General features: G+C 60.9%; 24 protein-coding genes and 3 pseudogenes. 15 read left to right on the forward strand and 12 right to left on the reverse strand.

What is annotated here, in order from left to right:
• Positions 1-170 precede the first annotated feature (170 nt).
• From M1R55_RS19295 to M1R55_RS19320, 6 genes are all read left to right on the forward strand, one after another.
• Positions 171-1,181 carry an ABC transporter substrate-binding protein gene (locus M1R55_RS19295; protein WP_249394540.1) on the forward strand — a complete coding sequence of 337 codons (1,011 nt, stop codon included), beginning with the start codon at positions 171-173 and terminating at the stop codon, positions 1,179-1,181.
• The gene (locus tag M1R55_RS19300; RefSeq protein WP_249394541.1) at positions 1,106-3,526 is read left to right on the forward strand and encodes an iron ABC transporter permease; all 2,421 of its coding nucleotides are present in this window, start codon (positions 1,106-1,108) and stop codon (positions 3,524-3,526) included. The genes M1R55_RS19295 and M1R55_RS19300 overlap by 76 nt, the downstream gene beginning before the upstream one ends.
• A 22-nt stretch (positions 3,527-3,548) precedes the next feature.
• On the forward strand, positions 3,549-4,607 hold the full coding sequence (locus tag M1R55_RS19305; RefSeq protein WP_249394542.1) for an ABC transporter ATP-binding protein: 1,059 nt from the start codon (positions 3,549-3,551) through the stop codon (positions 4,605-4,607).
• A 46-nt stretch (positions 4,608-4,653) separates the two neighbouring features.
• Entirely contained in the window at positions 4,654-5,205 is a 552-nt protein-coding gene (locus M1R55_RS19310) for a hypothetical protein (RefSeq protein ID WP_249394543.1), read from the forward strand.
• A gap of 313 nt (positions 5,206-5,518) precedes the next feature.
• Entirely contained in the window at positions 5,519-5,932 is a 414-nt protein-coding gene (locus M1R55_RS19315; protein ID WP_249394544.1) for a hypothetical protein, read from the forward strand.
• Between the two features lie 306 nt (positions 5,933-6,238).
• Positions 6,239-7,423, forward strand: coding sequence for an MFS transporter (locus M1R55_RS19320; protein WP_249394545.1), 1,185 nt, complete (start codon positions 6,239-6,241; stop codon positions 7,421-7,423).
• Between the two features lie 566 nt (positions 7,424-7,989).
• Here M1R55_RS19320 and M1R55_RS19325 read toward each other — a convergent pair.
• From M1R55_RS19325 to M1R55_RS19340, 4 genes are all read right to left on the reverse strand, one after another.
• Entirely contained in the window at positions 7,990-8,349 is a 360-nt protein-coding gene (locus M1R55_RS19325; protein WP_249394546.1) for a transposase family protein, read from the reverse strand.
• Positions 8,350-8,385: 36 nt separating this feature from the next.
• The gene (locus M1R55_RS19330; RefSeq protein WP_249394547.1) at positions 8,386-8,796 is read right to left on the reverse strand and encodes a transposase family protein; all 411 of its coding nucleotides are present in this window, start codon (positions 8,794-8,796) and stop codon (positions 8,386-8,388) included.
• A gap of 365 nt (positions 8,797-9,161) precedes the next feature.
• Positions 9,162-10,352 (reverse strand): hypothetical protein, encoded by a 1,191-nt coding sequence (locus tag M1R55_RS19335; protein ID WP_249394548.1) that lies wholly within the window; start codon positions 10,350-10,352, stop codon positions 9,162-9,164.
• Positions 10,288-11,013, reverse strand: a complete 726-nt coding sequence (locus tag M1R55_RS19340) for an NPCBM/NEW2 domain-containing protein (protein WP_249394549.1) — start codon at positions 11,011-11,013, stop codon at positions 10,288-10,290. Before M1R55_RS19340 ends, M1R55_RS19335 begins: the two co-directional genes overlap by 65 nt.
• A gap of 351 nt (positions 11,014-11,364) precedes the next feature.
• Between M1R55_RS19340 and M1R55_RS19345 the strand changes: the two genes are divergently transcribed.
• The 8 genes and pseudogenes from M1R55_RS19345 to M1R55_RS19380 form a co-directional block, all read left to right on the forward strand.
• Entirely contained in the window at positions 11,365-11,799 is a 435-nt protein-coding gene (locus M1R55_RS19345; protein ID WP_249394550.1) for a response regulator, read from the forward strand.
• Between the two features lie 65 nt (positions 11,800-11,864).
• Entirely contained in the window at positions 11,865-12,431 is a 567-nt protein-coding gene (locus M1R55_RS19350; RefSeq protein WP_249394551.1) for a response regulator, read from the forward strand.
• Positions 12,432-12,518: 87 nt separating this feature from the next.
• A complete protein-coding gene (locus M1R55_RS19355; protein WP_249394552.1) occupies positions 12,519-12,803 on the forward strand; it encodes a hypothetical protein in 285 nt (94 codons plus the stop codon).
• Between the two features lie 124 nt (positions 12,804-12,927).
• The gene (locus M1R55_RS19360) at positions 12,928-13,239 is read left to right on the forward strand and encodes a hypothetical protein (protein ID WP_249394553.1); all 312 of its coding nucleotides are present in this window, start codon (positions 12,928-12,930) and stop codon (positions 13,237-13,239) included.
• 64 nt (positions 13,240-13,303) lie between these two features.
• On the forward strand, positions 13,304-13,501 hold the full coding sequence (locus M1R55_RS19365) for a hypothetical protein (protein WP_249394554.1): 198 nt from the start codon (positions 13,304-13,306) through the stop codon (positions 13,499-13,501).
• A gap of 195 nt (positions 13,502-13,696) precedes the next feature.
• Entirely contained in the window at positions 13,697-14,041 is a 345-nt protein-coding gene (locus M1R55_RS19370) for a DUF4326 domain-containing protein (RefSeq protein WP_249394555.1), read from the forward strand.
• Positions 14,042-14,271: 230 nt separating this feature from the next.
• A pseudogene (locus M1R55_RS19375) lies at positions 14,272-14,862 on the forward strand (IS3 family transposase); the annotation flags it as partial.
• A gap of 204 nt (positions 14,863-15,066) precedes the next feature.
• Positions 15,067-15,345 (forward strand): annotated as a pseudogene (locus M1R55_RS19380) (transposase); the annotation flags it as partial.
• A 75-nt stretch (positions 15,346-15,420) separates the two neighbouring features.
• Here the strand turns inward: M1R55_RS19380 and M1R55_RS19385 are convergent.
• From M1R55_RS19385 to phnD, 7 genes are all read right to left on the reverse strand, one after another.
• A complete protein-coding gene (locus tag M1R55_RS19385; protein WP_249394556.1) occupies positions 15,421-16,362 on the reverse strand; it encodes a sugar-binding transcriptional regulator in 942 nt (313 codons plus the stop codon).
• Positions 16,363-16,437: 75 nt separating this feature from the next.
• Positions 16,438-18,042 (reverse strand): glycerol-3-phosphate dehydrogenase/oxidase, encoded by a 1,605-nt coding sequence (locus tag M1R55_RS19390; RefSeq protein WP_249394557.1) that lies wholly within the window; start codon positions 18,040-18,042, stop codon positions 16,438-16,440.
• A 28-nt stretch (positions 18,043-18,070) separates the two neighbouring features.
• Positions 18,071-18,859, reverse strand: a complete 789-nt coding sequence (locus M1R55_RS19395) for an HAD-IIA family hydrolase (RefSeq protein ID WP_249394558.1) — start codon at positions 18,857-18,859, stop codon at positions 18,071-18,073.
• A 19-nt stretch (positions 18,860-18,878) separates the two neighbouring features.
• Positions 18,879-19,691 carry a phosphonate ABC transporter, permease protein PhnE gene (gene phnE / locus M1R55_RS19400; protein ID WP_371827216.1) on the reverse strand — a complete coding sequence of 271 codons (813 nt, stop codon included), beginning with the start codon at positions 19,689-19,691 and terminating at the stop codon, positions 18,879-18,881.
• Positions 19,688-20,488, reverse strand: coding sequence for a phosphonate ABC transporter, permease protein PhnE (phnE, locus tag M1R55_RS19405; RefSeq protein WP_249394867.1), 801 nt, complete (start codon positions 20,486-20,488; stop codon positions 19,688-19,690). The genes phnE (M1R55_RS19400) and phnE (M1R55_RS19405) overlap by 4 nt, the downstream gene beginning before the upstream one ends.
• Positions 20,488-21,285, reverse strand: coding sequence for a phosphonate ABC transporter ATP-binding protein (gene phnC / locus M1R55_RS19410; protein WP_249394559.1), 798 nt, complete (start codon positions 21,283-21,285; stop codon positions 20,488-20,490). The genes phnE (M1R55_RS19405) and phnC overlap by 1 nt, the downstream gene beginning before the upstream one ends.
• A gap of 62 nt (positions 21,286-21,347) precedes the next feature.
• Positions 21,348-22,346 carry a phosphate/phosphite/phosphonate ABC transporter substrate-binding protein gene (phnD, locus tag M1R55_RS19415; protein WP_249394560.1) on the reverse strand — a complete coding sequence of 333 codons (999 nt, stop codon included), beginning with the start codon at positions 22,344-22,346 and terminating at the stop codon, positions 21,348-21,350.
• Between the two features lie 379 nt (positions 22,347-22,725).
• On the opposite strand from phnD, the pseudogene aphA reads away from it, so the two are divergent.
• A pseudogene (aphA, locus tag M1R55_RS32255) lies at positions 22,726-23,447 on the forward strand (acid phosphatase AphA).
• A gap of 80 nt (positions 23,448-23,527) precedes the next feature.
• On the opposite strand, the gene M1R55_RS19430 reads toward aphA, so the two are convergent.
• Positions 23,528-24,127: a DUF4956 domain-containing protein gene (locus M1R55_RS19430; RefSeq protein ID WP_249394563.1), complete on the reverse strand. Its 600-nt coding sequence runs from the start codon at positions 24,125-24,127 to the stop codon at positions 23,528-23,530.
• Position 24,128 lies beyond the last annotated feature (1 nt).

Here is a 24,128-nt window from a genome sequence, read left to right on the forward strand (position 1 = left end):
CCGCCTGTGACACCAAAGTCACGTGCCGCCCGTGAAATCAATGTACTAAAGCTTGAGTTTCATCCCGGCGCTTTGCAGACTGGGCTCGAACCACATTTTGTTTTTCGCCCAGTCCGCCCGTACTTTGCACGGCGGCCTCGCTCCTCGCCCCTAGTTTCCAAGGAGGCTCCATGAAACGATTGCTGACCCTTACTCTCTTTGCCACAGCGGTTACGGCTGGCGCGCAGGGCAACCTGACTTTTGTCTGCGGCGCACAGGCCGACTGGTGTCAGGCAGTGGCCAATGCCTACAAGAAAGAGACTGGCGGCGAGGCCAAGTTCCTGCGCCTGTCGGCAGGCGAGTCACTGGCCCGCCTCCGCGCCGAGAAGGCCAACCCTGGCTTTGACGTGCTGTTCGGCGGCACCGGCGACGTTCACGAAGCAGGCACGAAAGAAAAGCTGCTGACCTACTACAAGCCTAGGGCGTGGAACGATTTGTATCCTGAATTGCGCCAACAGGTCAAGAATGCCTATATCCCGTTGTACACCGGGGCACTGGGCTTCGCGGTCAACGACACCGTGCTCAAGAAGCGCAACCTGCCCGCCCCCACCGACTGGCCTGATCTGGGCGATCCCAGGTACAAGGGCCTCGTCGCTATGCCCAACCCCAATACCTCCGGCACGGCGTATACGATGATCACTACCCTGATTCAGATTTACGGTGAGGATAAGGCGTTTGACCTGCTCAAGAAGATTCACAACAATGTGCCGCGGAATGGCTACACCCGTCCCGGCTCGGGAGCAGCGTTCTTAGCAGCGCGCGGTGAGGTGGCCGTGGGCGTGACCTTCATGCACGACGCAGTGGCTCAGAACGTGCGCGGCTTCCCGGTGCGGGCGGTAGCACCTAAGGCGGGAACGGGAACGGAAATCGGGGGTGTCAGCCTGGTCACCGGCGGCCCCAACGCGGGGGCAGGCAAGCAGTTCATCGACTTCGTGTTGAAGCCCGAGACACAGAAGCTGGCGGCGACGGTGCAGTCGTTCCAGATTCAGTCCAACGCCAAGACCCCCGTGGCTGCGGCCTCGCCCAAACTGGACAAGATCAAGCTGATCGACTACGACTTCGGGAAATGGGGCGAGAGTGCCACCCGCGCCCGCATCATCTCGCGCTGGACCAAGGAGGTCTTCCCATTACCACGGCGGTAATTCCTCCCACTTCGGAAAGGAATCGCGCCGGAGTTCAGGTTGCCCTGCTGCTGTGGCCACTGCTGGGTCTGCTGGCTTTCGCTTTCCTCCCCTGGGCGCGTGAGGGCCGGGTCTTTCTGGCCGGCGGGCCGAGTGGCCTGAGTTTGCTGGGAACCCTGCCTGTGCTGTGGGTGCCGCTGATCGTCCTCATCGCTACCCTGGGTCTGAGCTTCGTGGGCCGTGCCACCCGCGCCCCGCCCATGCTGGCTGCCGCCCTGGCCGGGTTTCTGGTGACCGCTTTTTTCATCGTGTTCAGGAACGAGCCTGCTGATCTGGGGGCGCTCATTACTGCGCTGGCACTGCTGTCAGTCACAGGCATAGCGCTGTCGGATACGGGGATCATTAAAGCCGACCGTTTTATTGCCATTTCCACGCTGTGGGTGGGCCTGTTTCTGATCCTGTTCGTGATGTTTCCACTGTTCAAGGTGCTGCGAAATGCTTTTGGGGAGACAGGGTTCTCGCTGGAGGCATTTCGCAGTGTACTGACTTCTCCGGCGTTCTTCGTGCTGGAGAACGAAACCACCGTTCGCAGCGAGGCAACTCTGGCCCTGGTGGCCACCGTCGTGGGCGCGGTGGCCGGGTTGGGCGTGTCTCTCTGGCGGCGGCGTCCGGTCTGGGCCACAGTGCGCAATACCGCGCTGGCGGCGCTGGGTGTGGGGATCTTCGCCGCGCTGTATTTCGGCTTTGGGGCGCTGCGCAACAGCGTGCTGCTGGCAGTGAGCGTTGCGACGGCGGCCACCGCGCTGGCGCTGGCCTTCACGCTCCTGGGAACGCGCAGCCGGGTTCCGTTCGGGCCCTACATGTTTTTGCCGCTGGCCCTGGCGGGATATGCCATTGGATCCTTGGCATCTAGCACATCACAAACCGCTGGGCTAGGGCTGCTGTTTAAGAGCGTGGGCGTGCTGGCCGGGATAGGAGTGGCGTGGTGGCTGACCCGGCGGCGCATCACGGCGGGCAAGCTGCTGGGGATTTTCTCGCTGCTGCCGATTATTACGCCGCCTTTCGTCATTGGCTTCGCCCTTATTTTCCTGCTGGGCCGCCAGGGACTGATCACCAGCGGCCTCCTGGGCCTGGACACTGACGCGCTGCTGGGGCCGCTGGGCGTGGGCATCGCGCAGACGTTGGCCTATACGCCGATTGCCTACTTGGTATTGGTGGGCGTGGTGCAAAGTCTGAACGGCACGTTGGAGGAGGCAGCCGTCACCTTGGGTGCGAGCCGCTGGCACGTCTTGAAAACCGTGATCTGGCCGCTGGTGCGTCCCGGCCTGGCCAATGCCTTCCTGCTGACCATCATTGAAAGCTTGGCCGATTTCGGCAACCCGTTCGTGATGGGCGGCTCCTTCCTGGCGACGCAGGTGTACTTCGCGGTGGAATTTAACCCGGCCGAGGCGTCGGTCTACGGCACGGTGCTGCTCGCGCTGAGCGTCTCAGCGTTTCTGGCGCAGCAGGCGTGGCTGGGGCGCACCAGCTTCACCACGATCACTGGCAAGCCCGCACAGGGCATGGTAACGCCGCTGCCACCCGTGCTGGAACGTGTGTTGTTGCTGGTCTTCATGGTCTGGGTGTTGTTCGTAGGCGCGGTGTACGGCAGCATGTTTTTTGGGGCCCTGGTGAAGCTGTGGGGCTTCGATAACACCTTTACCACCGAGCACATCCGTAACCTCTCGGTGGGTTCACTGGGCGTGTTCTTGAACACCCTCAAGATCGCGGCCATCAGCAGCCTGCCCGTGCTGATCCTCAGTGTGGTGATCGCCTACCTGATCACCCGGCAGAAATTCTTCGGGCGCGGCTTCATCGAACTCGGCTCGCTTCTGTCCTTCGCCGTGCCCGGCACCGTAATCGGTATCGGGTACATCTTGGCACTGAACAGCGGCTTCGCGTATATGACCGGCACCATGCTGATTCTTATCGTCGCTTTCATCTTCCGCAACATGCCAGTGGGCATTCGCTCTGCCGTCGCCAACCTGCGTCAGATTGACCCGGCGCTGGAGGAGGCCAGCACCACCCTGCGTGCAGGCAGCCTGACCACGCTGTGGCGGGTGGTGATGCCCCTGATTCGCCCCGCGCTGATCTCGGCGCTGATCTTCGCCTTCGTGAGGGCCATGACGGCCATCTCGCAGATCATCTTCTTGATCTCGCCGGACCACAAGGTAGTCACCAGCGAAGTGCTGAGCATGGTCGAACGCGGACAACTCGGGGACGCGGCGGCGCTGTCGGCGCTGCTGGTCTTTACGCTGGCCGTCGTCATTGCCCTGATGACGTGGGCCGTGGGCCGCACGGGCTCGAAGGCGGGGATAAGTGTATGAACAGCATTCTTGAGAGGAATCCATGACCGCCATCCAATCCCGCCCCACCGTCCCCAACAGTCAAGCCGCCCCGGTCAAGCTGGAGGGCGTGACCAAGCGCTTCGGTAAGACCACCGCCGTCCAGAGCGCCAATCTGGAGGTGGAACCCGGCACGCTGGTCACCCTGCTGGGCCCATCGGGCTGCGGCAAGACCACCATTCTGCGGATGATCGCCGGGCTGGAGACCATTACCGAGGGCAGGCTCTCGATTGACCATGAGGACGTGACCCAGCTTTCGGCGGCGCAGCGCGACGTGACGATGGTGTTCCAGAGTTACGCGTTGTTCCCGCACTTGAGTGTGCTGGAGAATGTCGCGTATGGCCTGCGCGTGGCCCGCCGCCCCGACGCCGCGCAGGCGGCCGAGGAAGCCCTGAAACTGGTGGGGCTGGGCGGCTACGGCAGCCGCGCTCCCTCTCAACTGTCAGGTGGGCAGCAGCAACGCGTGGCCCTGGCCCGCGCCCTGGTGATGAAGCCCAAAGTGCTGCTCTTCGATGAGCCGCTGTCCAATCTGGACGCCAAGTTGCGCCGCCAGATGCGCAACGAGATTCGCGCCATCCAGCAGCAATTGGGCATCACCGCCGTGTATGTGACCCACGATCAGGCCGAGGCGTTGGCCATCTCGGACGTGGTGGTGGTCATGAGCGCGGGCAAAATTGAGCAGATCGGTACGCCCGAAGACTTGTACCGCCGCCCTGCCAACGCCTTTGTCGCGGATTTTATCGGCGAGGCCAATCTGTTACAGGCCACGTATGACGGGCAGCAGCTCGGCTTTGGCAACGTCTTTTTGCCCTACACGCAACCCGGCGCCCCCACTGGGGACGTGCGCGTGCTGGTGCGGCCCGAATCCATCTCGTTCAACGAGAGCGGGTTGGCTGGGCGCATCACCTCAGGCGCGTATCTGGGGGCCATGACCGAGTACACCATCGAAACGTCTGCTGGAGACGTGCTGATCTCCCCGTCCTCCGAGGCCACCATTCTGCCCAACGGCAGCGATGTCCACCTGGATTTCCGCAGCAACGGCTTGTATATCCTGCCCGCCTGAACCCTGTCCCTCTGCCTCTGCCTACACTCTTCAAAAGGAGTTTCACATGCGTCATCTGATCCTGACTGCCGCCCTGCTGTTGCCCATGGCCTCTGCCCAGATCTCCATTTCCGACATTCCCGCCCTGCCACTGAGCGTTGTGGCCCAGCCGCAGCCCACACCTGCCGCTCCTGTTCAGGCTGGCCCCGTGGCCAAGGTGGAGATTCAGGATGTCGAAATTACCTCCCCAGTCAGTACGGGTCAGACCCCCACCGTGGCCAGCGATGACGTGGGCGAGGTGATGATTCCTGTCCTGGCCACAGATAAGGACGGCAACCCGGTGGCAGGGGTGGCTGTGACCTGGGAGGTCAAAAACACGGGCAAAGCCCCAATTTACGTGATTTCCAGCCTGATGGACGGTAAGGCAACGTCCGTCGCGGCTACCATTGCCCCCGACGAGACGGTGAAATATGAAACCATGACTGGCGCGAACGGCCAGGTGACACTGCTGCTGAACGCCACTGCCAGTACGGCCGCCGCGCTGAAGCTGACCGCCTCCACCGGAGAGATCAAGAACTTGCGTGACGCACCGCAGACGATTGACTGGATCGGTCAGTAGCACCATCAATTGGATAATTCTATGGGTAGTGTTGCTTTAACTCCAGAATTCTGTCCACCGAATAGGCATTGAGAATCGCAGGGTGACGGTGAAGTCTGATCATTTTTTGAACCTAAGACCGTCCCTCTGCATAGTTTGATTTTCTCTGAATACCGCACTATCCTAGAGAAATCAAAGGCAATCCCCAGGGATTGCCTTTCTTCTTTGTCCTAGCTCTCTGCATCCCATCTCAAGATCCCAAAGCGGCCTCTTCTCCCGCTCTGCTGCTGACCTCAGGGCAGATCTCCCGCTGAACCGAGTTCGCTTCCGAACGATGCCCTGGCTTCAGGTGCCATCAGGGGCTGGAGACGGCCCTGCTCAGCTGGAGGTGAAACGCCGGAATGGGCGGACTGGGCCTGACTTTGATTTCGAGTTGATGGCGGATCTGACGCTCTGGCAAGCTCAGGGGGCGTGGCGGTGTCAGTTCATCACGCAGGTGGTTGACCGGCGCACTCAGGACGTGGTCGGCGGTTGGCCGTCCTTCGGCCAGAGCAATGGAACAGTCGGCTGTGCGGACGACGGTGCACCGCGTGGGTTTCCATGGCGCGGGTTCTGGGATGGAAGGCGCAGCGACGGCAGCGCGGTTCCAGCGGGCACGTATGACGTGCGGGGTGGACTCAAGGTCACGTTGCACAGTGGCCGCATCATCTGGTTGCTCGCCCCCACCCAGGAGATCGACATCCCGTAAAGGGGTGTCCCCAGCATCAGCAGCACAGGCCAACCCAGGTTCTTCATGCGCTCTCCCTTTCAGGCTGTTCGCTGCGGTCTTTTCTCTCAGTTGAGACGTGCTGAAACCTGCCCTGCTTTCACCGCACGCGCTATAACGCGCTCTGTCTCAGGCCATCCTTGCACTCGGCCTGCCAGGACGCCAGTTCAGGCCACACAGCCACGTCAACACCTTTTCATTGGAAAAGTTCTGATCGCCTGTCATTTCGCTCCGGCTCTAGAGGCATGTGACCGCGGCTGGCCCTCAGTGCGACGTAGGATGACACATATGACTGCCCTACACCGCGCCTACCAAGCCTATCCACGAGGCTTTTGGGTACTGTGGTGGGGGACGCTCATTAACCGGTTGGGCGAGTTTGTGGTGCCGCTGTTGGGTTTTTATCTGACGGCGAGTGCCAAGCTGAGTGTGGGTGAGGTCAGTGTCATTCTGAGCATGCTGGGCCTGGGACGGTTCGTGGCCGAGGGACTGAGCGGCTCCCTCACGGACCGTCGGGGCGCCCGTTTCACCATGATCGTGGCGCTCGTTGGCGGAGCCGCTATGACACTCGCCTTGTCGTTTGCGACTTCCTTCATTCAGCTGGTGCTGGGCGTGCTGGGGTTCTCTTTGCTCTCCGCCCTGTATAAGCCTGCGGCGAGTACGGCGGTGGCGGACTTGACCCAGGGCACGCAGCGGACACAGGCCTATACCCTGCTGTACTGGGCCATTAATGTGGGGGCGGCCACGGCGCCAGTGCTGGGTGGCTGGTTGGCTGGCGTGTCGTTCCGCCTCTTGTTCTGGTTGGACGCCGCGACCATGGCCGCTTATGCACTGCTTCTGGCGCTCTTTTACCCAAAGACTGCTCGCCCAACCCGCGCCCAAGCCCAACGCCGTACTCTATTCCCTCATGACCCGCTGCTGTGGTGGTTCTGTCTGGCTTCACTGTTGTTCGGACTGACGTACCAGAGTTACAAATTGCTGGCGGTCGTGTTCGCTCAGCAGGGTTTTACCCCCTTGCAATATGGCCAGGTGTTGGCCGTGAATGGTGCACTGGTCGTGGTGCTGGGCCTCCCGCTGGGCCACCTGATCTCGCGCAGCAACCACCCTCGGTGGCAGAGCGTCGGCGCCGCGCTTCTGGGCATAGGTTTTCTGGGCCACGCTTGGGCGCAGACCCTGATCGATCACATGCTCGCGGTCGTGGTCTGGACGGTCGGTGAGATCGTGGCCTACAGCATCAGCAAGACGGTGATCAGCGAGCTGGGACCGATGACTCTGCGTGGGACTTACATCGGTCTGGTGGGGAGCATGAGTGGGTTGGCCAGCCTGATGGCACCGCTCATAGGCGGCGCTCTCCTGACCTCGGTTGGGTCGACCCCCATGTGGCTGGCTGTCTCGGCCCTAGCTTTTGCTGCTGCGGTTCTTCTCTTGATCCTCGAAGAGCCTATTGTTAACCGCAGGACGGCTCGTTCCGAGTGAGGCATGAGCACAACGTAGAGCACGAATCAGTAAACCCCGCCCCTTTACCTTCAGGAAGATGACCGCCCTCAGGTGAGCGACTGTGACCGTCCTAACGCCTGGGGGCACTTCTATGCTCTGGTTGAGAGGGTCATCTGAGCTGAATGACAGAGCAGGGTGTGCCCCTTCCTGCTCAGGGCAGCGACTCAAGCGGGGGGCTGCTTTCGCTCCAGAGGGCCTGCCTTATCGCGCTGATGGTGTTCCTGACATCCTGACGACGCGGACGAGCACCCTCCCCCAATGGCCAGAGGATGTCGAAGCGGCCTGCGTCATCCAAGAAGGTGATCCGTATGCGATTGAAGGCAGTCCGACGGGTCACCAAGTCGGGCTCTCCCCTGACGCTGCCCGTGCTGCTGACGCCGCGACAAGAGCCGCAGAGCTCTATTGATACAGGTGTAAATCTGAGTCGTGGTATCAAGTCAGGTCTTGTGCTGGACGTATCCCAGCGTGCCGCCTTGAAATTAAGGCAACTTCAATTTCTACCGATATCAATAGTGGTACTCCGTTGACTAGACCTCTTGCGAAAGTCAGGCGGGACGTGCGCGGGTGAGGTTACAGAGCGCAGCGATCAGCTGAACCCGGAGTGCAAACCGACGTCGCCGATGTCGGTACACGCCCTTCAACACGCGGAAGATTTTCATGCGACGGATGACATGCTCGATCCCCTGCCGGGTCTGCGCCAGCACACGATTATCCTGGCGCTGTTCGGCTGACAGAGGCGACGCTCGCGTCGCCTTATGGGTGGTGATGGCATGCCCGTGGCTCCGCCAGAGTCCCTGGTATCCAGCGTCCCCGATCAGCGCCGTCTCGTTGGGCAGCCGCACGCCAGACTGACGGAACAGCTTCAGATCATGAACGGCCCCAGCACTCGTGGCGGTGCCCAACACGGCGCTGTGTCACCGTGCACATCAGCACCTGAAACTTCAGGGTATGGCGCTTCTTCTTCCCGCTGTACCAACCGCCCTGCTTTTTTTGGGCCGTTCACACGGGACCTCAGAAGCATCAACCGCGACAATGCTATAGACGAGCTGCGCTTCCTGAATTACGCGTTTCTTGGGCATCTGGAAGTGCGCACTGGCGATCAATGCCGCTTCCACGCGTTGCACCGTGCGGTGCACGCCATCGTCATGCACACCCCAATCGTCACCCAGGTGTGCAAAGGTTCGATACTCACGCCAGAATTCTAGGGTCATCAGCAGCTGTTCAGCCACGCTCAGCGCGGCTGGGCGGCCAGATTTCTTCTTCCGTCCATCGCGGAGGGTCAGCACCTCTTCCATCTCGGCAAAGGTTTCCGGGGAAACCCCGGTGCGTCGACGAAACTGCTTGCGGTTCATCTTCAGCGTGCGTGTCAGACGGTCTCGCTCCACGCTACCAGCTTAGCCCACGACTTTCGCAAGAGGTCTACTGAGCCTAGTGAACGAGTTAGAGGCCGTGTTCGTCGCTGAGATCAATCCATCCAAGCGGCGAAAAACAACGTGTTGCTAGGAATATCAAAGCAAGTCAACGGACTCCCATCTCAAGAGTCAACGGAGTACCAATACTTCTCTGGCGTGAACCCGCAGCTTTCCTAGGTCAACAGTGTCAACAGTTGCAGCAGAGCTGACCTCAGCTTCCAGTCCGCCTGAGCCTTGACTTGCCGTGGGTCAAGTTCAAGCAACATCACCCAACCCAATGTCTCCAGACACGCAGAGACCGGTCTTTAGGGCCAAACACGAACCATGTTGTGCAGGCCGAACAGGACACGGCCGTCGGGCTGCACCAGAATTGCCTGTCCACTGCTGGTTCGGGCAGGCGTGGGATCAAAGCTGGTGTCCTGCACCCCGCTGGGCTGCAGACGGTGGGCACAGGCTTGATACACGTTGTTGAGTGTGCCACTTGAATAGGGGCCAGCGACCAGGATCTTGCCGTCCTGCTGGAGAGCGACCGCCGCGATGCCAGCGCAGGGCGCTGGCCCGTTATTGATGAACAGTGCCACTCCCCCAGACGCGAAGGCGGGATCGCGCGTGCCGCCAGGCGTGTAGCGAACGAGCGCGCCGCCGTCGAAGCGTTCCTGCTCCACACTACTTTCCACACGGGCCAGACCGCCGACCAGAATCTTTCCGTCCGCTTGGATGGCCACGGCATTCGGCTGATTCAGGTAGTTCTCGCTCGACCGAATAAACGCGTCTGTGAGCAGGCCGTCGCCACTGAAGGTCACGTCCGGCGTGCCGTCCGAGTTATAGCGCGCTAGAGCAAGCTCTCTTTGACTGAAATTGTAGTAGCGGCCGCTGACCTGCTCAAAGGCGCTGGCCCCGACCACGAGGATTTTGCCGTCCGTCTGTACCACGCTGTCCGAGGGTGTTGCGCCGTAAGAGAGGCGTCCACTGGTGTCGGGGAAGACAGAGGTGACGCGTCCATTCACGCCAAACCCAGTGTCCAGGGTGCCGTTGGGATTCAAGCGCTGAACGAGCCACTTCCCCCCGAGCTCCGACCCGGCGATAATCAACTTTCCGTCGGTTTGGAGGGCCATCGTGCGCACGAAGTAGGGCGTCACGAAGGTGCCATTCTGTGCATAGCCTGTATCGAGGGAGCCATCGGCCTGGTAGCGCCGGATCCCAGCGGAACCGACGGGCCTCACAGTGACGAGCACCTTACCGTCAGACTGTGCCAGCACTTTTTGGTCACCGGAGTTCTCATGGCGCGGCTCCAACAAGACGCGCCCACCCTGCCCAAAGGTGGTGTCGACGCTGCCGTCGGAGGTGTACCGTGTGATCTCGTCAGTCCCATAACTGAGGGTGCCATCCGGGTTTTGCCGGGTCGTCAGGTCACTCCCACGTACCAGGATCTTACCCTCCGGTGCCAGGGCGCCGTCGAATCCGATGGGGCGGTCTGGCAGGCGCTGAAAGCTCACGTCGAGGCTGCCATTGGTGGGGGTGGGGTTGGGGTGTGGTGGCCACGCAAAAGATCATGGGTTTGGCCCAGTTGGCGTGGTCAAAGTCGATGCCGTCGCCTGCATCGGTGACCACCAGGCGCAATTCCTGTTTTCCCGTAATATTGAGGTCAACGGTTTTGGTCACGCTCGCCCCGATCATGGTGCCGCTGTCGTAGGCTTTCTGGCCATCCAGATACACTTCAAACACCACAGTACCCAGGCTGCCAACTTCATCATCAATGCCGATCTGGCTGGTGAAGCGAGTACAGGTCGCGTCTGTGCCTTTGAGGCTGAAGCGCAGTTCACTGCCCGCGTGGGTGCCGTATCCACGGGTGTAGGTGACCTCGTTGAGGGTGAGCGTCTCGCCGTCTCCGGCCTGTTGCTCGCCGTTGGAGCGGTCGATCTCGATGGGGCCCCAACTATTGTGGGCAGCAAGGATCGGCTCGTAGTACAGGTTGTTTTCTCCTGCGGTCAGGCTCAGTGGCGTGAGCTGGTGTGGAGAGGCGGTGTATGACCAGGGGTAACTCACTCCACCTGCATACGGATTGGCGGTACCAGATGAGGGAGACTGACCGCAGGCGGTCAGCCAGAGGATGAGGGCGCTTCCGACCAGCAGGGAACGGGTGAGTCGTGGGTGCATTCCGAAGAGCCTCTAGCCACGGTGAGATGTGTAGGTTGTGAGGGGTGGCTGCTCAAAGCGTACCCCCACTGGCTTTAGTTTTCTTCAACTCTAGTTCATGAAAGCTTAGGCGCAGAAGAGGGCACAAAAGACACCGAGAGCGTAAGTGGTTTGTAGGGTAGGTCAAGCCGAATCTGTCCCTCCGGCGAAATGCCCCGGCTTGGACGGGCAGGCCGGAGCAGCTTTTAATTGGAGCAGGGATCTTGATCTCTGTTCGTACCCTCTAAAACATACACTCCACCGGAAGAGCTTCCCGTACACTCAAACCATGACCCATCCTTCCAGCCTTCGGAACATGCTGGCCCTGGTGTCATGATCCGACCTCTGCGGGTATTGCTGGTCGATGACAATCCTCTGGATCGTCAATTGGCGCAGGCCGCCTTCGAGCTTTTAGACGCCCCCTGTCACCTGGAGACGGTGGAGAGCGGCACCGCGGCTTTGAAACTTCTCCTGCATTCTGAAGCCCGTTTGCCGGATGTCATCCTGCTGGACATCCATATGCCAGGGATGACCGGCTTTGAGGTGTTGTCTGCTCTCAAAGCCCAGCCGAGACTAGGTTTCATTCCCGTCATGATGCTCACGACCTCGGCCCATGACGACGACATCACTCGGGCCTACACCCTGCATGCCAGTGCCTACCTCACCAAATCCAATGACTTCCACACCTTCCTTGAGCAGATCGAGAAGTGCATTGGCTTCTGGGCAGGGGCTCGATTGCCCGATTGGTCTCAGATGATCAGTGTCTAAAGTCCTTCCCTCCTCGGTGCCGTTAAGCTGAGCCGTATGTGGATTGCTGCCCAGGAGCGAGGTTGATGACGCCTGGGCTTGACGTGCGCCGGGTGTTAATCATTGAGGACTCCTTGGAAGATGCTTTGCTCTTAGGGCTCGCTTTTGAGGACCAGGCCCCGGACATCCAAGTGGATGCGGTCTCCGATGGAGACAGTGCCCTTGCCCTGTGCCAAACGCCCGACCCCCCTGACCTGGTGGTGTTGGATATGCACATCCTAGGCCAGACGGCGCTCGAGATCTTGACTCAGCTTCAGCAGCAGTGTCCGGTGCCAATTCAGGTGGTGTACTGGAGCAGTCATGCCCATCCAGCGGACGTGCAGGCCGTACTAGAGCAGGGGCCGCGACGTATCTGGAAAAGCCTCGAGAAGGCGCGGGGTTCGAACAGATCGTTCAAACCTTGCTGGCCCTCTGAGTGGCGGTGTCCACCCTCAGGGTGCAGAGAGGGTGATGGGCCGGCGTTGACACAGGCCAGGTTGCTTTGTCCCTCAAGACTTGCGTGGGCCTTGCCTGCACCTTACCCCCGCCCCAGCTTTGGCTGGCAAGCGGGGCGTTTTTCGTTAACGGGCGGACTCACTACCGCCCTTGCTTGACCTTCATATGCTACTCAGGATATGGGGGACCACCGATTTCTGAAGCCTGAATTTAGCCCTCTACAAGCGTTCTCACGGTACGTTGCCATGCATGAATCTCTTGATTTTGACCTCCGCAGTTCACTTCGCAGCAGGCCGGACATGAGGGCCGGAGACTGGCAACAGTGGCTCAACAGTTTGCCGTGTGACACCGTTGACCTCGCAGAGGTCGAAACCGATCTGCAGCGCCAGATTGTGTTGGCCGAGGCCCGGTTCCGGGCCGCCGTCTGGCTGGGCTACAACCGAGTAGAAGAACGCGCGGCCAGAATCGAAATCATGGAACTCAACAGCAAGCTGATAGCAATTCAGATGCGCGTCAACGTCGCGTCTTGATGGCCTTGCTGGTCGTCAGAGCATCTGGCGTTCGCCGGACACAATCGCCTTGGAGTTGAGGTTGCTCCTGTGGGAGGCAACCTCGCCGGTGTCCCCAGCCCGTCGCCTCTATGCTGTGCCGCAGATGCAACCTCAAGATTTCGCCGCCAAATGGCGGGAGCTAGCTCCCAAGCTCTCGGAACGCGCCGCCTATCAGGAACACTGGCATGACCTGTGCGCGCTGCTCGGTGAACCCAGGCCCAGCAGCGACCTCACGGGCGAGGCCTACGCCTTCGAGAAGCATGTTAAGAAGGCAGGCTCCGCACTGGTTACCGCCCATACCCACCTTGACCACGCGGTGGCCGCCGCTTACGGCTGGGAGTGGCCCTTAACCGAAGACGAGGTTCTGGCCCGCTTGTTGGCCCTGAATCTGGAACGCGCTGCTGTGGTGAAGTAGAGCTTAACGACGCCCCTGCCCCAGCTTTGGCTGGGGAGTGTCTTGGCCGTGGAAGAATCACGGTATGACTTGGAAATCTGTCACCACCAATAAACTCAACGAGGGAGACACCATCAAGATCAATGGAGGTGTGACCATCCGAATCCAGAAGGTGATGGGTCGCCGGGGATCATCCGCTGAGGTCATTACCGCTGAGGGCTTGCCGGTCGAAATCCGCGATACAGACGACGTGATGCGATTGGAGAAACCAAGTCGAGGCTAAATCCTAAAAGAGAGAACATCCGTATTGGCGGGATACTCCATTACCCTCAGCCTCTGCATCCGCGTGACCTCCTGTGGAACTCGCTGACCTGCTGGACGCCGCCTCCCACCAAGACCGGGTGTCGCAAGCAGAGCGACGGCATGGGGGAGGAACTGTGTTGGACGGCACAGCCACGGCTGTACGATTGAACAGATCATGACCGTGACAGTGCACAACGCCCGCAAGCCCCTTCCAGAGGGGTATACGCCGATCTATGTGGGCCGCAAGACCACCTATCAACCGGCGTTTGGCGCAGACTTCAGCACCCTCGGCAACCCGTTTGTCATCAATAAAAGCGCCACCCGAAGGGACACGATCATCCTCTACCGCCAATGGCTTCCGACCCGCCTTCAGGCGGACACCCCCCAAGCCCGTGCTTTAGAGGGTCTAGTTGAACGCGTGCGGGCAGGAGAGAGCCTGCTGCTCATCTGTTGGTGTGCGCCGCTGGTCTGCCATGCCGACGTGATCAAACAGGAAGTGGAGCGTCTGGTAGAGGGGTGAGCGGTGACGCCATGCAGTGGACGGTGTTGAGCCTGCTCATCAGCGTCGTGGTGCTGTCGGTAACGTTACTCTACCGGGCCGCAAGGACGGAGCAGAAGAGACGATGATCCGCCCCTCTGCCCGCTTCAGCGCGGGCGTCTTGCTGCTAAGAAGAGGGCGTCACGGGCTTCGTTCCTAAATTGTAACTTGGCTTCCTAACGCAACTTTCAGATTTTCCAGTAGTCACGGCCCATACGCTGAGGTACCGCTTCATCCACCATCACCGTCTGCAATACCGCCTGGACGTGATGTGTCGCGTGCTGGAGGTCTCGGTGAGCGGCTATCACAGTTGGCGAAGAAGGCCTGTCTCCGATCAACGGCACAGGGATGCGCTGCTCCAGCAGCGCATCCCTGAAATCCATCAGCGCCGCAAAGGGCGTTATGGAGCCCAGTGCATTCACGCTGAGCTGCGTGCAGAGGGGATTCATATCTCCAGGAAGCGTGTCGCCCGCCTGATGCGTACTGGGGGTCTGCGGGCCAGAGGCAAACGACGCTGGGTGCGCACGACAGACAGTACCCATCCCTTTCCGGTCTGCCCGACTCTCCTGGACCGTCAGTTCGACGTCCAACAGCAGGGTGAGGTCTGGGCTTCCGATTTGACCTTTGTTCCCACGAAAGAAGGCTGGCGGTACCTGGCGGTCACCCTCGATCTGCATTCGCGCGCGGTGGTGGGCTATGCCATGGACGCCCATATGCCAGCCACATTGCCGCTTGCTGCCCTCCAGATGGCAGTGCTGCGTCGCTGTCCAGCGCCTGGTCTGCTTCGTCACAGCGACCGTGGAACTAAACAACCCTGCACTGAAAGTACAGGGGTTTGGAAGCGACTAAAGTCGCCTTGACGCTATGACCCTTACGCCGCTCTCTCTTGGACGGGTCGCCTTTCATTCCGTATCGGTTGCAGGGTAGTTTTTACCTTCTCTGCCGAAATGTCTGATCTCACAGCCGCTTGCACTAAAGTACATGGCTTAAGACCAGCGCGTTGGAACAGTCAATACGCCAGTCGGATAGTTCAGGGAGAATTGGCCCGCCTGCGAGCCAAGGGGAGCATGAGCCGGAAGGGGAATTGCTGGGACAATGCTGTCGTGGAGAGCTTTTTCAGCTCCCTGAAAAGGGAGCTGTTCGAGGACAACATCTTCGAGAACCGCACGGTGGCTCGGCAGGCCATCTTCGAATACACCTTGGTCTTCTACAACCGACAGCGCCGCCACTCCACACTGGGCGACTTGATGCCTCACGAGTTCGAACGCCAAGCTGAAGCCGCTTAACCTCAACGACGCAATAGCGGGGCAGCCCTAAACGCTTGTCGGGGAAGTCGGCCTGCGGTAGGAGGGCCGCGTTTCTTACTCCGGGCCGAGCAGTTGGCGCGCGGTGGCGGAGTCGACAATCAGTGTCTTCATGAACTTGCCGCGCAGGGCGGCGCGGATCGCCGCGCATTTCTTGTCGCCCGCAACGATGCAGATCGAGTGCCGGTGCTGGCGCAGGGACGCCAGTTCCGGGCCACTGGAACGGCGGTTGATGCGGATGTCTCGGTACGTCCCATCCTCGCGGAAGAACATGGTCGCAATGTCCCCGACAACGCCTTCTTGGTGCAGTTCGCGCAAGTTGTCCTGTTCCAGGTAACCCGAGCTGTAGATGTAGGACTGGGCATCGGGAACACCAATGCTGTACAACACGATGGACGCCCTGGCCGCTTCGTCACGCACCCGGGTAATCAGGCGCTCCCGGAACATCGCCTCCTTCGTCTCGGCGTGATCGAAGTACGCAGGAATGGGCAACAGGCTGGACCGGGCGCAGTAGTTCTCGGCAAATGCGGTGATGATCGCCGCCGCGTACGTGAACCCGTGCCCGCTGTTGCCCGACCCGTTGATCTGCACGACCTGCATGTGCGGCAGGGGACGCGGGATGAGCTTGGTGGCCAGTTCGGAGATGGTAGCGCCCCACGCCAGGCCGATGATGTCGCCCGGCTGGATGATGCTGTTGAGGTAGTGCGCCGCGAAGGCCGTGACCTTCGCGGTGCGCGCGGCGACGCTGGCGTCCGGCAGGACCGGGACCACCAGCACCCGTGGCACTTCGTACTGCTGTTCGATATGCCGCTCCAGCTCGAGGCCCTGCTGTCGGTGATCATGAATGCGAAACTCGACGAGTCCCTGCTCTTTCGCCAGGCTGAGCAACCGGGAGACGCGGCTGCGTGACAGTCCGAGTTGCTCGGCGATTTCCTCAGTCTTGAGGTTCAGGTGGTAGTACATCCTGGCCACCTGCAGCGGCTCATCCAGTGTCTTCATGGGGGAACATTACAACTCCTAGACTCATGTCGAGCCATAACGCGGGGAAGCGGATGCGGGTGGGACGGAATCATGTCACAGTGTGGCGTTCGCGGGAGCGTGCTCCGGCAGCGTGATTTCCGGTGGGCGGCCCGGCAACTGATACGCCGAGGCCAGTTGCTGGTACTGCACGACCTGCTCAGCCTGCCATGCGGGGTCGTGGCCGAGTTCTTCTGCGAGGAGCTCGGCTACGCGCGGGGCGGCTTCCAGGCTGGCGCGTGCGTTCAGCAGCAGGGCGCGCGTGCGGCGGGACAGTACGTCCTCGACGGTGCGGGCCAGCTCGAAGCGCGCCGCCCAGCGCACCTGCGCCTCCAGGTCCGGTAGGTCCGGGTGAAGCCGGCGATCGGCGCCCTCGAGTTGCAGGACTGCGTCGGCGTCACTGCCGTATGCCTGTAGGGCGCCCCCGGTCCGCTCAGTCCAGCCGTGCAGATGGAGCCGTTGGGTGCGGCACTCGCGTGGGGGCAGACCGGCCACCTCGGCGCTCTTGTTGATGGTGTCCTCGCCCATCTTGCGGTAGGTTGTCCATTTGCCGCCGGTGATGGTCACCAGGCCGGATTCAGCGACCCGCAGCACGTGGTCGCGTGACAGGGCGGCGGTTGACTGATCCTTCTCGGCCTTCACAAGGGGGCGCAGGCCGGCGAAGACGCTCAGCACGTCGGTCCGGCCTGGGGAGGGGTCGAGATAGCGGGCGGCCGTCCGCAGGATGAACTCAACTTCCTCCTCCAGCGGGCGAGGCTCCATGGTGGCCCGCTCCACGGAGGTGTCGGTCGTACCGAGAACCACCCGGTCATGCCACGGCACCGCGAACAATACCCGGCCGTCGTCGGTGCGGGGAATCATCACGGCGCTGTCACCCGGCAGGAAGCGCTTGTCCACGACCAGGTGCACGCCCTGACTGAGTGACAGCATCTTGGCGGCGTCCGGTTCATCCATGCGGCGGATTTCGTCCACGAAGACACCGGTGGCGTTGATGACCCCGCGAGCGCGCAGTTCAAATTCCTCACCGGTCTCCGCGTCGCGGACGAGCACGCCGGCGACGCGTCCTCTCGTTTTTATGAGGCCTGTGACGGGCAGGTAGTTCAGGGCGGTGCCGCCCGCGTTCTGGAAGGTGCGCAGCAGCGTTATGGCCAGCCGGGCGTCATCGAACTGACCGTCAAAATACAGAATGCCGCCGCGCAGACCGTCGTGACGCAGGGTGGGGGCTCGCTGCAGCGCCGCGTCGCGGCCCAGTTGCTTGCTGCTTGCGAGGTTCAGTTTCCCCGCCAGCAGGTCGTACAACTTCAGGCCCACGCCGTAGTATGGCCCGGCCCACCAGTTGTAGGCTGGCACGACGAACCCCAGGTCACGCACCAGGTGCGGCGCGTTGCGGCGTAGCAGCCCGCGCTCACGGAGTGCTTCGCGCACCAGACCGATGTTACCCTGCGCGAGGTAGCGCACACCGCCGTGCACAAGTTTGGTACTGCGGCTGCTGGTGCCCTTGGCAAAATCGTGCGCTTCGAGCAGCAGTGTGCGGTAACCGCGCGTGGCGGCGTCCACGGCGGCGCCGAGCCCGGTGGCCCCACCACCGATAATGATGAGGTCCCACTGATCCGAGGCGTTCAAGGCATTGAGTTGTGAGCTTCGTTTGAGTGGTATTGCCATGGTTATTCTCCGTTCCGATGTGTCATCCTCAGCGCAAGTCGAAGTAATCCGCCAGGAACGCCTCGAGGGTGAGGGCAGTGTGCCGCGGCTGGATACTGGAGTCGGGCAGGTCCTCGGCTTTCGTCTCGCCAGAGAACACCAGCAGCGTGTCGACGCCCATCCGCACGCCCAGCTCGATATCGGTGTAGAGGCGGTCGCCGGCAAGCAGCGCCTTCTCCGCCACGTTCTGCTTCAGGTAGGCGGCCATGACTTCCCCAGGCTTGCCGAAGTGGGTAAGCGGTTGGACACCAGTGACGTCTTCCAGCATCCGCGCAAAAGATCCGCAGTCGGGAATCGGGCCGTCGCGGGTAGGACAGTTCACGTCGATGTTGGTGAGGTAGTACGGTACACCTGCATTGATCAGCTCGGCGGCGCGCTGCAGTTTAGGGTAGTTGAGGGTGCGGTCGAAGCTGAGCAGCACGAACTGCGCGGCGGCGTCGGTGTGCACGATCCCGTGATTGTCACTCAGCTGCCGGCGCAGGGCGGGCGTGCCTAACACGAAGCCGCGTGGATTTGGACCGTGGTGTTCGCGCAGGTACGATCCGGCCACCTCGGCGGGTGTGATGATCTGTTCGAGCCGGACGTTCAAGCCCAGGCGTTGGAGTTTGCTGACGTAGTCGCTCTTGCTGACACTGGTGTTGTTGGTGAGGACAGTTACGTTGACGCCCCGCGCGGCCAGGGTGTTGATCTGCTCGATCACCCGGCCGATGGGCAGGCCGTCCAGGTAGACGGTGCCGTCCAGGTCGAGGATGAGCTGGGTGTACTCGGGATTAGGCATATTCAGCGGGGGAGCTGCATCAGATGACCTTGCTGCGCAGCCAGCTCGCAACGATCTCAGCAAGAATTACCACGATGATGATGGCGAGAAGGATGGTTGCGACGACCGGCCACGCGAAGGTGTTGATGGCGCCCTGCAGGAGCAGCCCGATGCCGCCCGCACCAACCAGCCCCAGCACCGTAGATTCGCGGATGTTGATGTCCCAGCGCAGGATGGAGACGCTGAGGAAGGCTGGCATGATCTGCGGAATCACCCCGAACAGCAGCACCTTGCTCTTGGACGCGCCGGTCGCGGTCATCGCCTCGACTTGGTTGTGGTCGATTTCCTCAATGGCTTCTGCGATGAGCTTCCCCGTGAAGCCGATGGAGCGGAATGCGATAGCCAGAATCCCTGCGACGGGACCGGGGCCGAAGATCGCAACGAACAGCAGTGCCCAGATGATGGTGTTCACCGAGCGGGTGGACACTAGGATCAGCCGGCCTAGCCACAGCGCGAAGACATTCGGTGTGGTGTTCTGCGCGGAGATGTAGGCGACCGGCAGGGACAGACCGATGGCGATGACGGTCGCGAGCGTCGCGATGTTGATGGTGTCAATCATCGCCCGGAGGATCTCGGGGCTGCGGCTGACATCCGGCGGCGTCATACGGCCTAGCAGATCCCCAATCTGGGTGGGGGCGTCCAGCACCCACAGCCACTCGACCTCCAGCGTCCGGATCGCCCAGTACATCACGAGACCCACTCCCAGGTAGCTGAGGTACGTCAGGAGGCGTTGCAGCGCCGAATGAAGCTGCCAGTGATAGTGCCTTTCTTGCGCTTCAATGACCTTGTTCACGTGAAGTTTCTCCTCAGGCGCCCGCTGATGCCCTCACTGATAAGGATGAGGGCGATGACGACTAGCAGGATGGCCAGGGCGAAGTCGTAGTCGTAACGGCCGAATGCGCTGTTAAGCGTCGCACCGATGCCGCCCCCGCCGACGATCCCGACGATGGCGGAAGCGCGTAGGTTACTGTCCAACTGGTAGAGGGTGAGGCCGACCTGCCGCGGTAGGACTTGCGGTAACACGGCATACATCAGGGTTTTGAGCCTACCTGCGCCAGTCGCCTCAATCGCCTCCACCTGCCCCTGGTCAATTTCCTCTATGGCGTCCGCGAGGAGCTTCGCGACGAATCCCAGCGAGTAGACGGCGAGTGTCAGGACGCCGGCCAGCGGTCCGAACCCCAGTGCCTTCACGAACAGGATCGCGACAATGATGGGGTGGAAGCTGCGCGCCACGACGATAACGAAGCGCCCGACCGTGCGGACCGGGGCGGGCACAATATTCCGCGCGGACAGCAGGGCAACTGGAATACTGATCAGCACTCCGAGCACGGTCGCCAGAATGGCGATCTTGATCGACTCGACGAATCCCTCGATAAGCAGTTCAGTTCGGGAGAAGTCCGGTGGTAATGCACTGCTGAAGATGATCTGCGCGCGGGTGAGACCCTGCTGGATTCGCTCCCAGTTGAAAGGGAGGGTGCTGATCGCCCAGAAAAAATAGACGAACACGCCGACGAAGAAGGCATAGCGCAGCGCGGGATGCGCTATGAAGTGAGGTTTGCGCCAGGTGCGCTTGTGAGGATTCGTGAGCATCACATTCCCGCAGGGCGCGCGCTACCCGCTTTTTCGAGAGTGGTTTCCTGACCGGCAGGAAGAAGACCCTGGTAGATTCGTTCGAGCTGCCGGTCATCCAGATCCTGGGGTAGACCGTCGAACATGATGCGACCATGCCGCAGGCCCACGATGCGTTGGGAGTACAGCTTGGCCTGCTCGACGTTGTGGATGTTGATCAGAACTGGTAGCGTGAGTTCCTCAGCCAGCTCCTGGAACAGTCGCATGATTTGCTCGGAGGTGACGGGGTCGAGGGAAGCGGTGGGTTCGTCTGCGAGGAGGATCTTGGGGTTCTGCATCAGGGCTCGCACGACACCGACGCGTTGACGTTGCCCTCCGGACAACGCGTCCGCGCGCTTGTTGACGAAATTCTCGAGGCCAACCCGTTCGAGCAGGTGGTACGCTCGGTCGATGTCGTCTTGTGGGAAGCGCCTGGACAGTGCCTGGTAGAAACTGACGTAACCGAGTCGCCCGGAGAGGACGTTCTCCATGACGCTCAGACGGTCGACCAAGTTGAAGCTCTGGAATACCATGCCGATCTGCCGACGTGCCTGGCGTAGTTCGGAGCCGCGGAGTCGGACGAGGTCAGTGCCGTTGAGTTCGATGGAGCCGGAGGTGGGTTCGATTAAACGATTGATGCAGCGCAGGAGGGTGCTTTTACCTGCCCCTGAAGAGCCGATGATCGAGGTGACCCCGCTCTGGTCGACGGTGAGGTTGAGTTGTTTGAGCACGGGCTCAGCGGCGCCGTAGCTCTTCACCAGGTTGGTGATCTTTAGCATGCTGCTCTCCAGGGAAGAAACAATAGTAATGCCGGGCAAGCATGGCTTGCCCGGCACGGGGGTTACTTCAGTTCGGTGGCGGTGTACTTGACATTGTTCGCCTTCTGAATGGAGCGAATGACTTTCCAGTCCTTCTGGTAGGTGATCGGAACGAACTTGCTGACGCCTTCGAATTCCTTGCCGAGTGCGGTGCCCTTGAAGTTGAAGGTGAAGAATGCTTCGCGGATCTTCTTGACAAGATCGGGGTTCAGGTTGTGCGCGTAGTTGTAGGAGGTGGTGGGAAAGCGGTCTGACTCGTAGATGACCTTGACCTGGTTGGGGTCGTACAGCTTGCGGTCGGCCATGCGCTCGACTACTTCCGACGCGACCGGGGCGGCGTCGTAGTCGCCGGCGACTACGCCAAGCATGGAATTGTCGTGGCTGCCGGAGAAGATGACCTTGTAGTCCTTTTCGGGGATGATGCCAGCCTCGGGGAAAAGGGCCATGGGCGCTTGGTGACCGGAGTTAGAGGTTGGTGAGGTGTGCGCGACCCGTTTGCCTTTCAAATCCTTCATCCCGTTGATGCCGCTATCTTTGCGGGTGTACACCTGGAGCGTATAACCGAATTTACCTTCGTCGCTGCCCATGACCGCGAAGGGTACCGCACCGGCGAGGTTCACCGCGTAGGGAGTGGGGCCGGTGGAAAAGCCTGCGATGTGCAGGCGTCCGCTGCGCATCGCTTCGACCTGCGCGGAATTCGATTGCACCGCGAAGAACTTGACTCGCTTGCCAGTGACTTTTTCGAGGTGCTGCAGGAAAGGCTTCCAGATGTTCCCGTACACGGCTGGGTCCTCCACCGGGGTGTAGGCAAAGTACAAGGTGGAAGGGTTAATGAACTTCTTGCGATCGGTGGGAGTGTCCGCGACGAGGTCGTTGTCGCGGTCGCAGTAGGCGACGTCGAGCTGCCCGCGGGGGCACGTGCCGCCCTGCGCGCTGGCGGTGGTCGCGAACAGCAGGCCCAGTGTAAGAAGAGGCAGCAGGGAACGCGTGGTCGAAGTCGTGACAGTTGCTGTGTTAGACATGGTGTTTCCTCCGGTTGGATAGGCGCGGTGGCATGAGGAGCGAACGTCGTTGGACAGCACCTAGATTCTTTGCTTCTTTCACACGTTTTCTCAGAGGTGTCGCTCAAACGTGCAACGACGGCTCCAAAAAAAACCCAGTGTTAGGGCAAGGAAATGAAAATGGCTTGGTTCAACAGTAGCACAAACGGCGGGGCGGGAGCGGAGGATGCCCCTGAGAGGTGGCCAGAAATTAAGCTTCAGACCTCAGGTCTGTGATCACTCACATCAATCCATTTCAGATTGTGCGCCAAGACATTCAGCGCGACTTTCTCAAGCACCGATAAAGTTGCCGTCTGGTTGGCGCCGGAAATGAGAGGAGATTCAGAAGTACCATACGGCCATGAAACGTTCCCTGTCGGCCCTGGCATTCTTCGCCCTGACCCTCGCTGGGGCGCAGACGGCTCCCGCACCCACGCTGGCCCCCAACCCGGTCAACAAGGCCCTCAACATCAGTGGACGCAGCCTGCAAATGCCCGAGAGCATCCGCTGGGTCACTGTGGATGAGATCCGGGCCAGCCTGCCAGACCGGCCCATCAACGTCAGCTTCGACATTGACGACACCGTGCTGTCGAGCAGCGGGTGTTTCTGGTGGGGCCAGCAAACCTTCTCGCCGGGCAGCACCGAGTACCTGAAAAAACAGATTTTCTGGGACGCCGTGAACGGCTGCGACCGCTTCTCGATTCCCAAAGACAGCGCCCGCGCCCTGATCAAGATGCATCAGAACCGCAACGACCAGATTTCTTTATCACCGGCCGCACCGCCCCACGCCAGATGGAACTGCTGACGCCGCTGCTGGTCAAGACGTTTGGCAGCAAGAACATGCACTTCGTCAATTTCTCCGGGGGTATTCCCCACGACACCCAGTACGACAAGACGCCGTTTATCAAATCATTGAACATCGACTTGCACTACGGCGATTCCGACAATGACATCACGGCGGCGATGGAAGCCGGACCACAGGTGCGCGCCATTCGCGTGATCCGTGCGGCCAACTCCACCAATCTACCTGTGCCCGCTGTGGGCGGGTTTAATGAGGAAGTGCTGCGCGATTCAGCGTGGTGAACCTTCGGGAACGACATGCCTCATTGATCAGTTCGTGGCTGGAATAAGGTGCTGTTGCTCTGGCGACAGCACCTATGCCGCTATAGCTCGTCGGAGTAGGTCTGTTCGCCGGGGCTAGGCCGGTAGATCACGCGCACCCGCACGATGTCCAGCACGTAATTGACCGACACCACCTGGACATGCAGGATGTTCAGGCCGGTGCGTTCCCGCAACTCCTCAAGCAGTTCGGCACGGCGGGCCAGCGGGGCCAGCTCGACCCGTTCGTAGTCCACTTGCAGGGCGGCCAGCGGCCGGGCGAACAGCGTGCTCTGGGCCAGCAGCAGCGTGACCAGCACCGTCGCGTTCACCAGCAGCAGCGTGGGCAGCGGCGCGTCCGACAGGCCGTTGATCATCGCCATCGCCACGACCACGAACAGGTACGTCAGGTCGCGGGTGGTGATCGCCCCAGTGCGGTAACGCAGGATGCCGAACACCGCGAACAGACCGAAGCCGAAGCCCAGGCTGATCTCGGCCCCAGAGAACACCGACACCACCAAGAAGATGGTGACGCCGAACATCAGCAGGCTGAACATCATGTTGGGGTTCTGCTGGGTGCGGCTGTACAGGCCGCGCGTCACCAGCAGGACAAAGGCGAGGTTCAGCAAGAAGATCTGGGGCTGCAACGCGTCTAAACCGGGCATC

It is taken from the genome of Deinococcus sp. QL22, from assembly GCF_023370075.1.
GTDB lineage: Bacteria > Deinococcota > Deinococci > Deinococcales > Deinococcaceae > Deinococcus.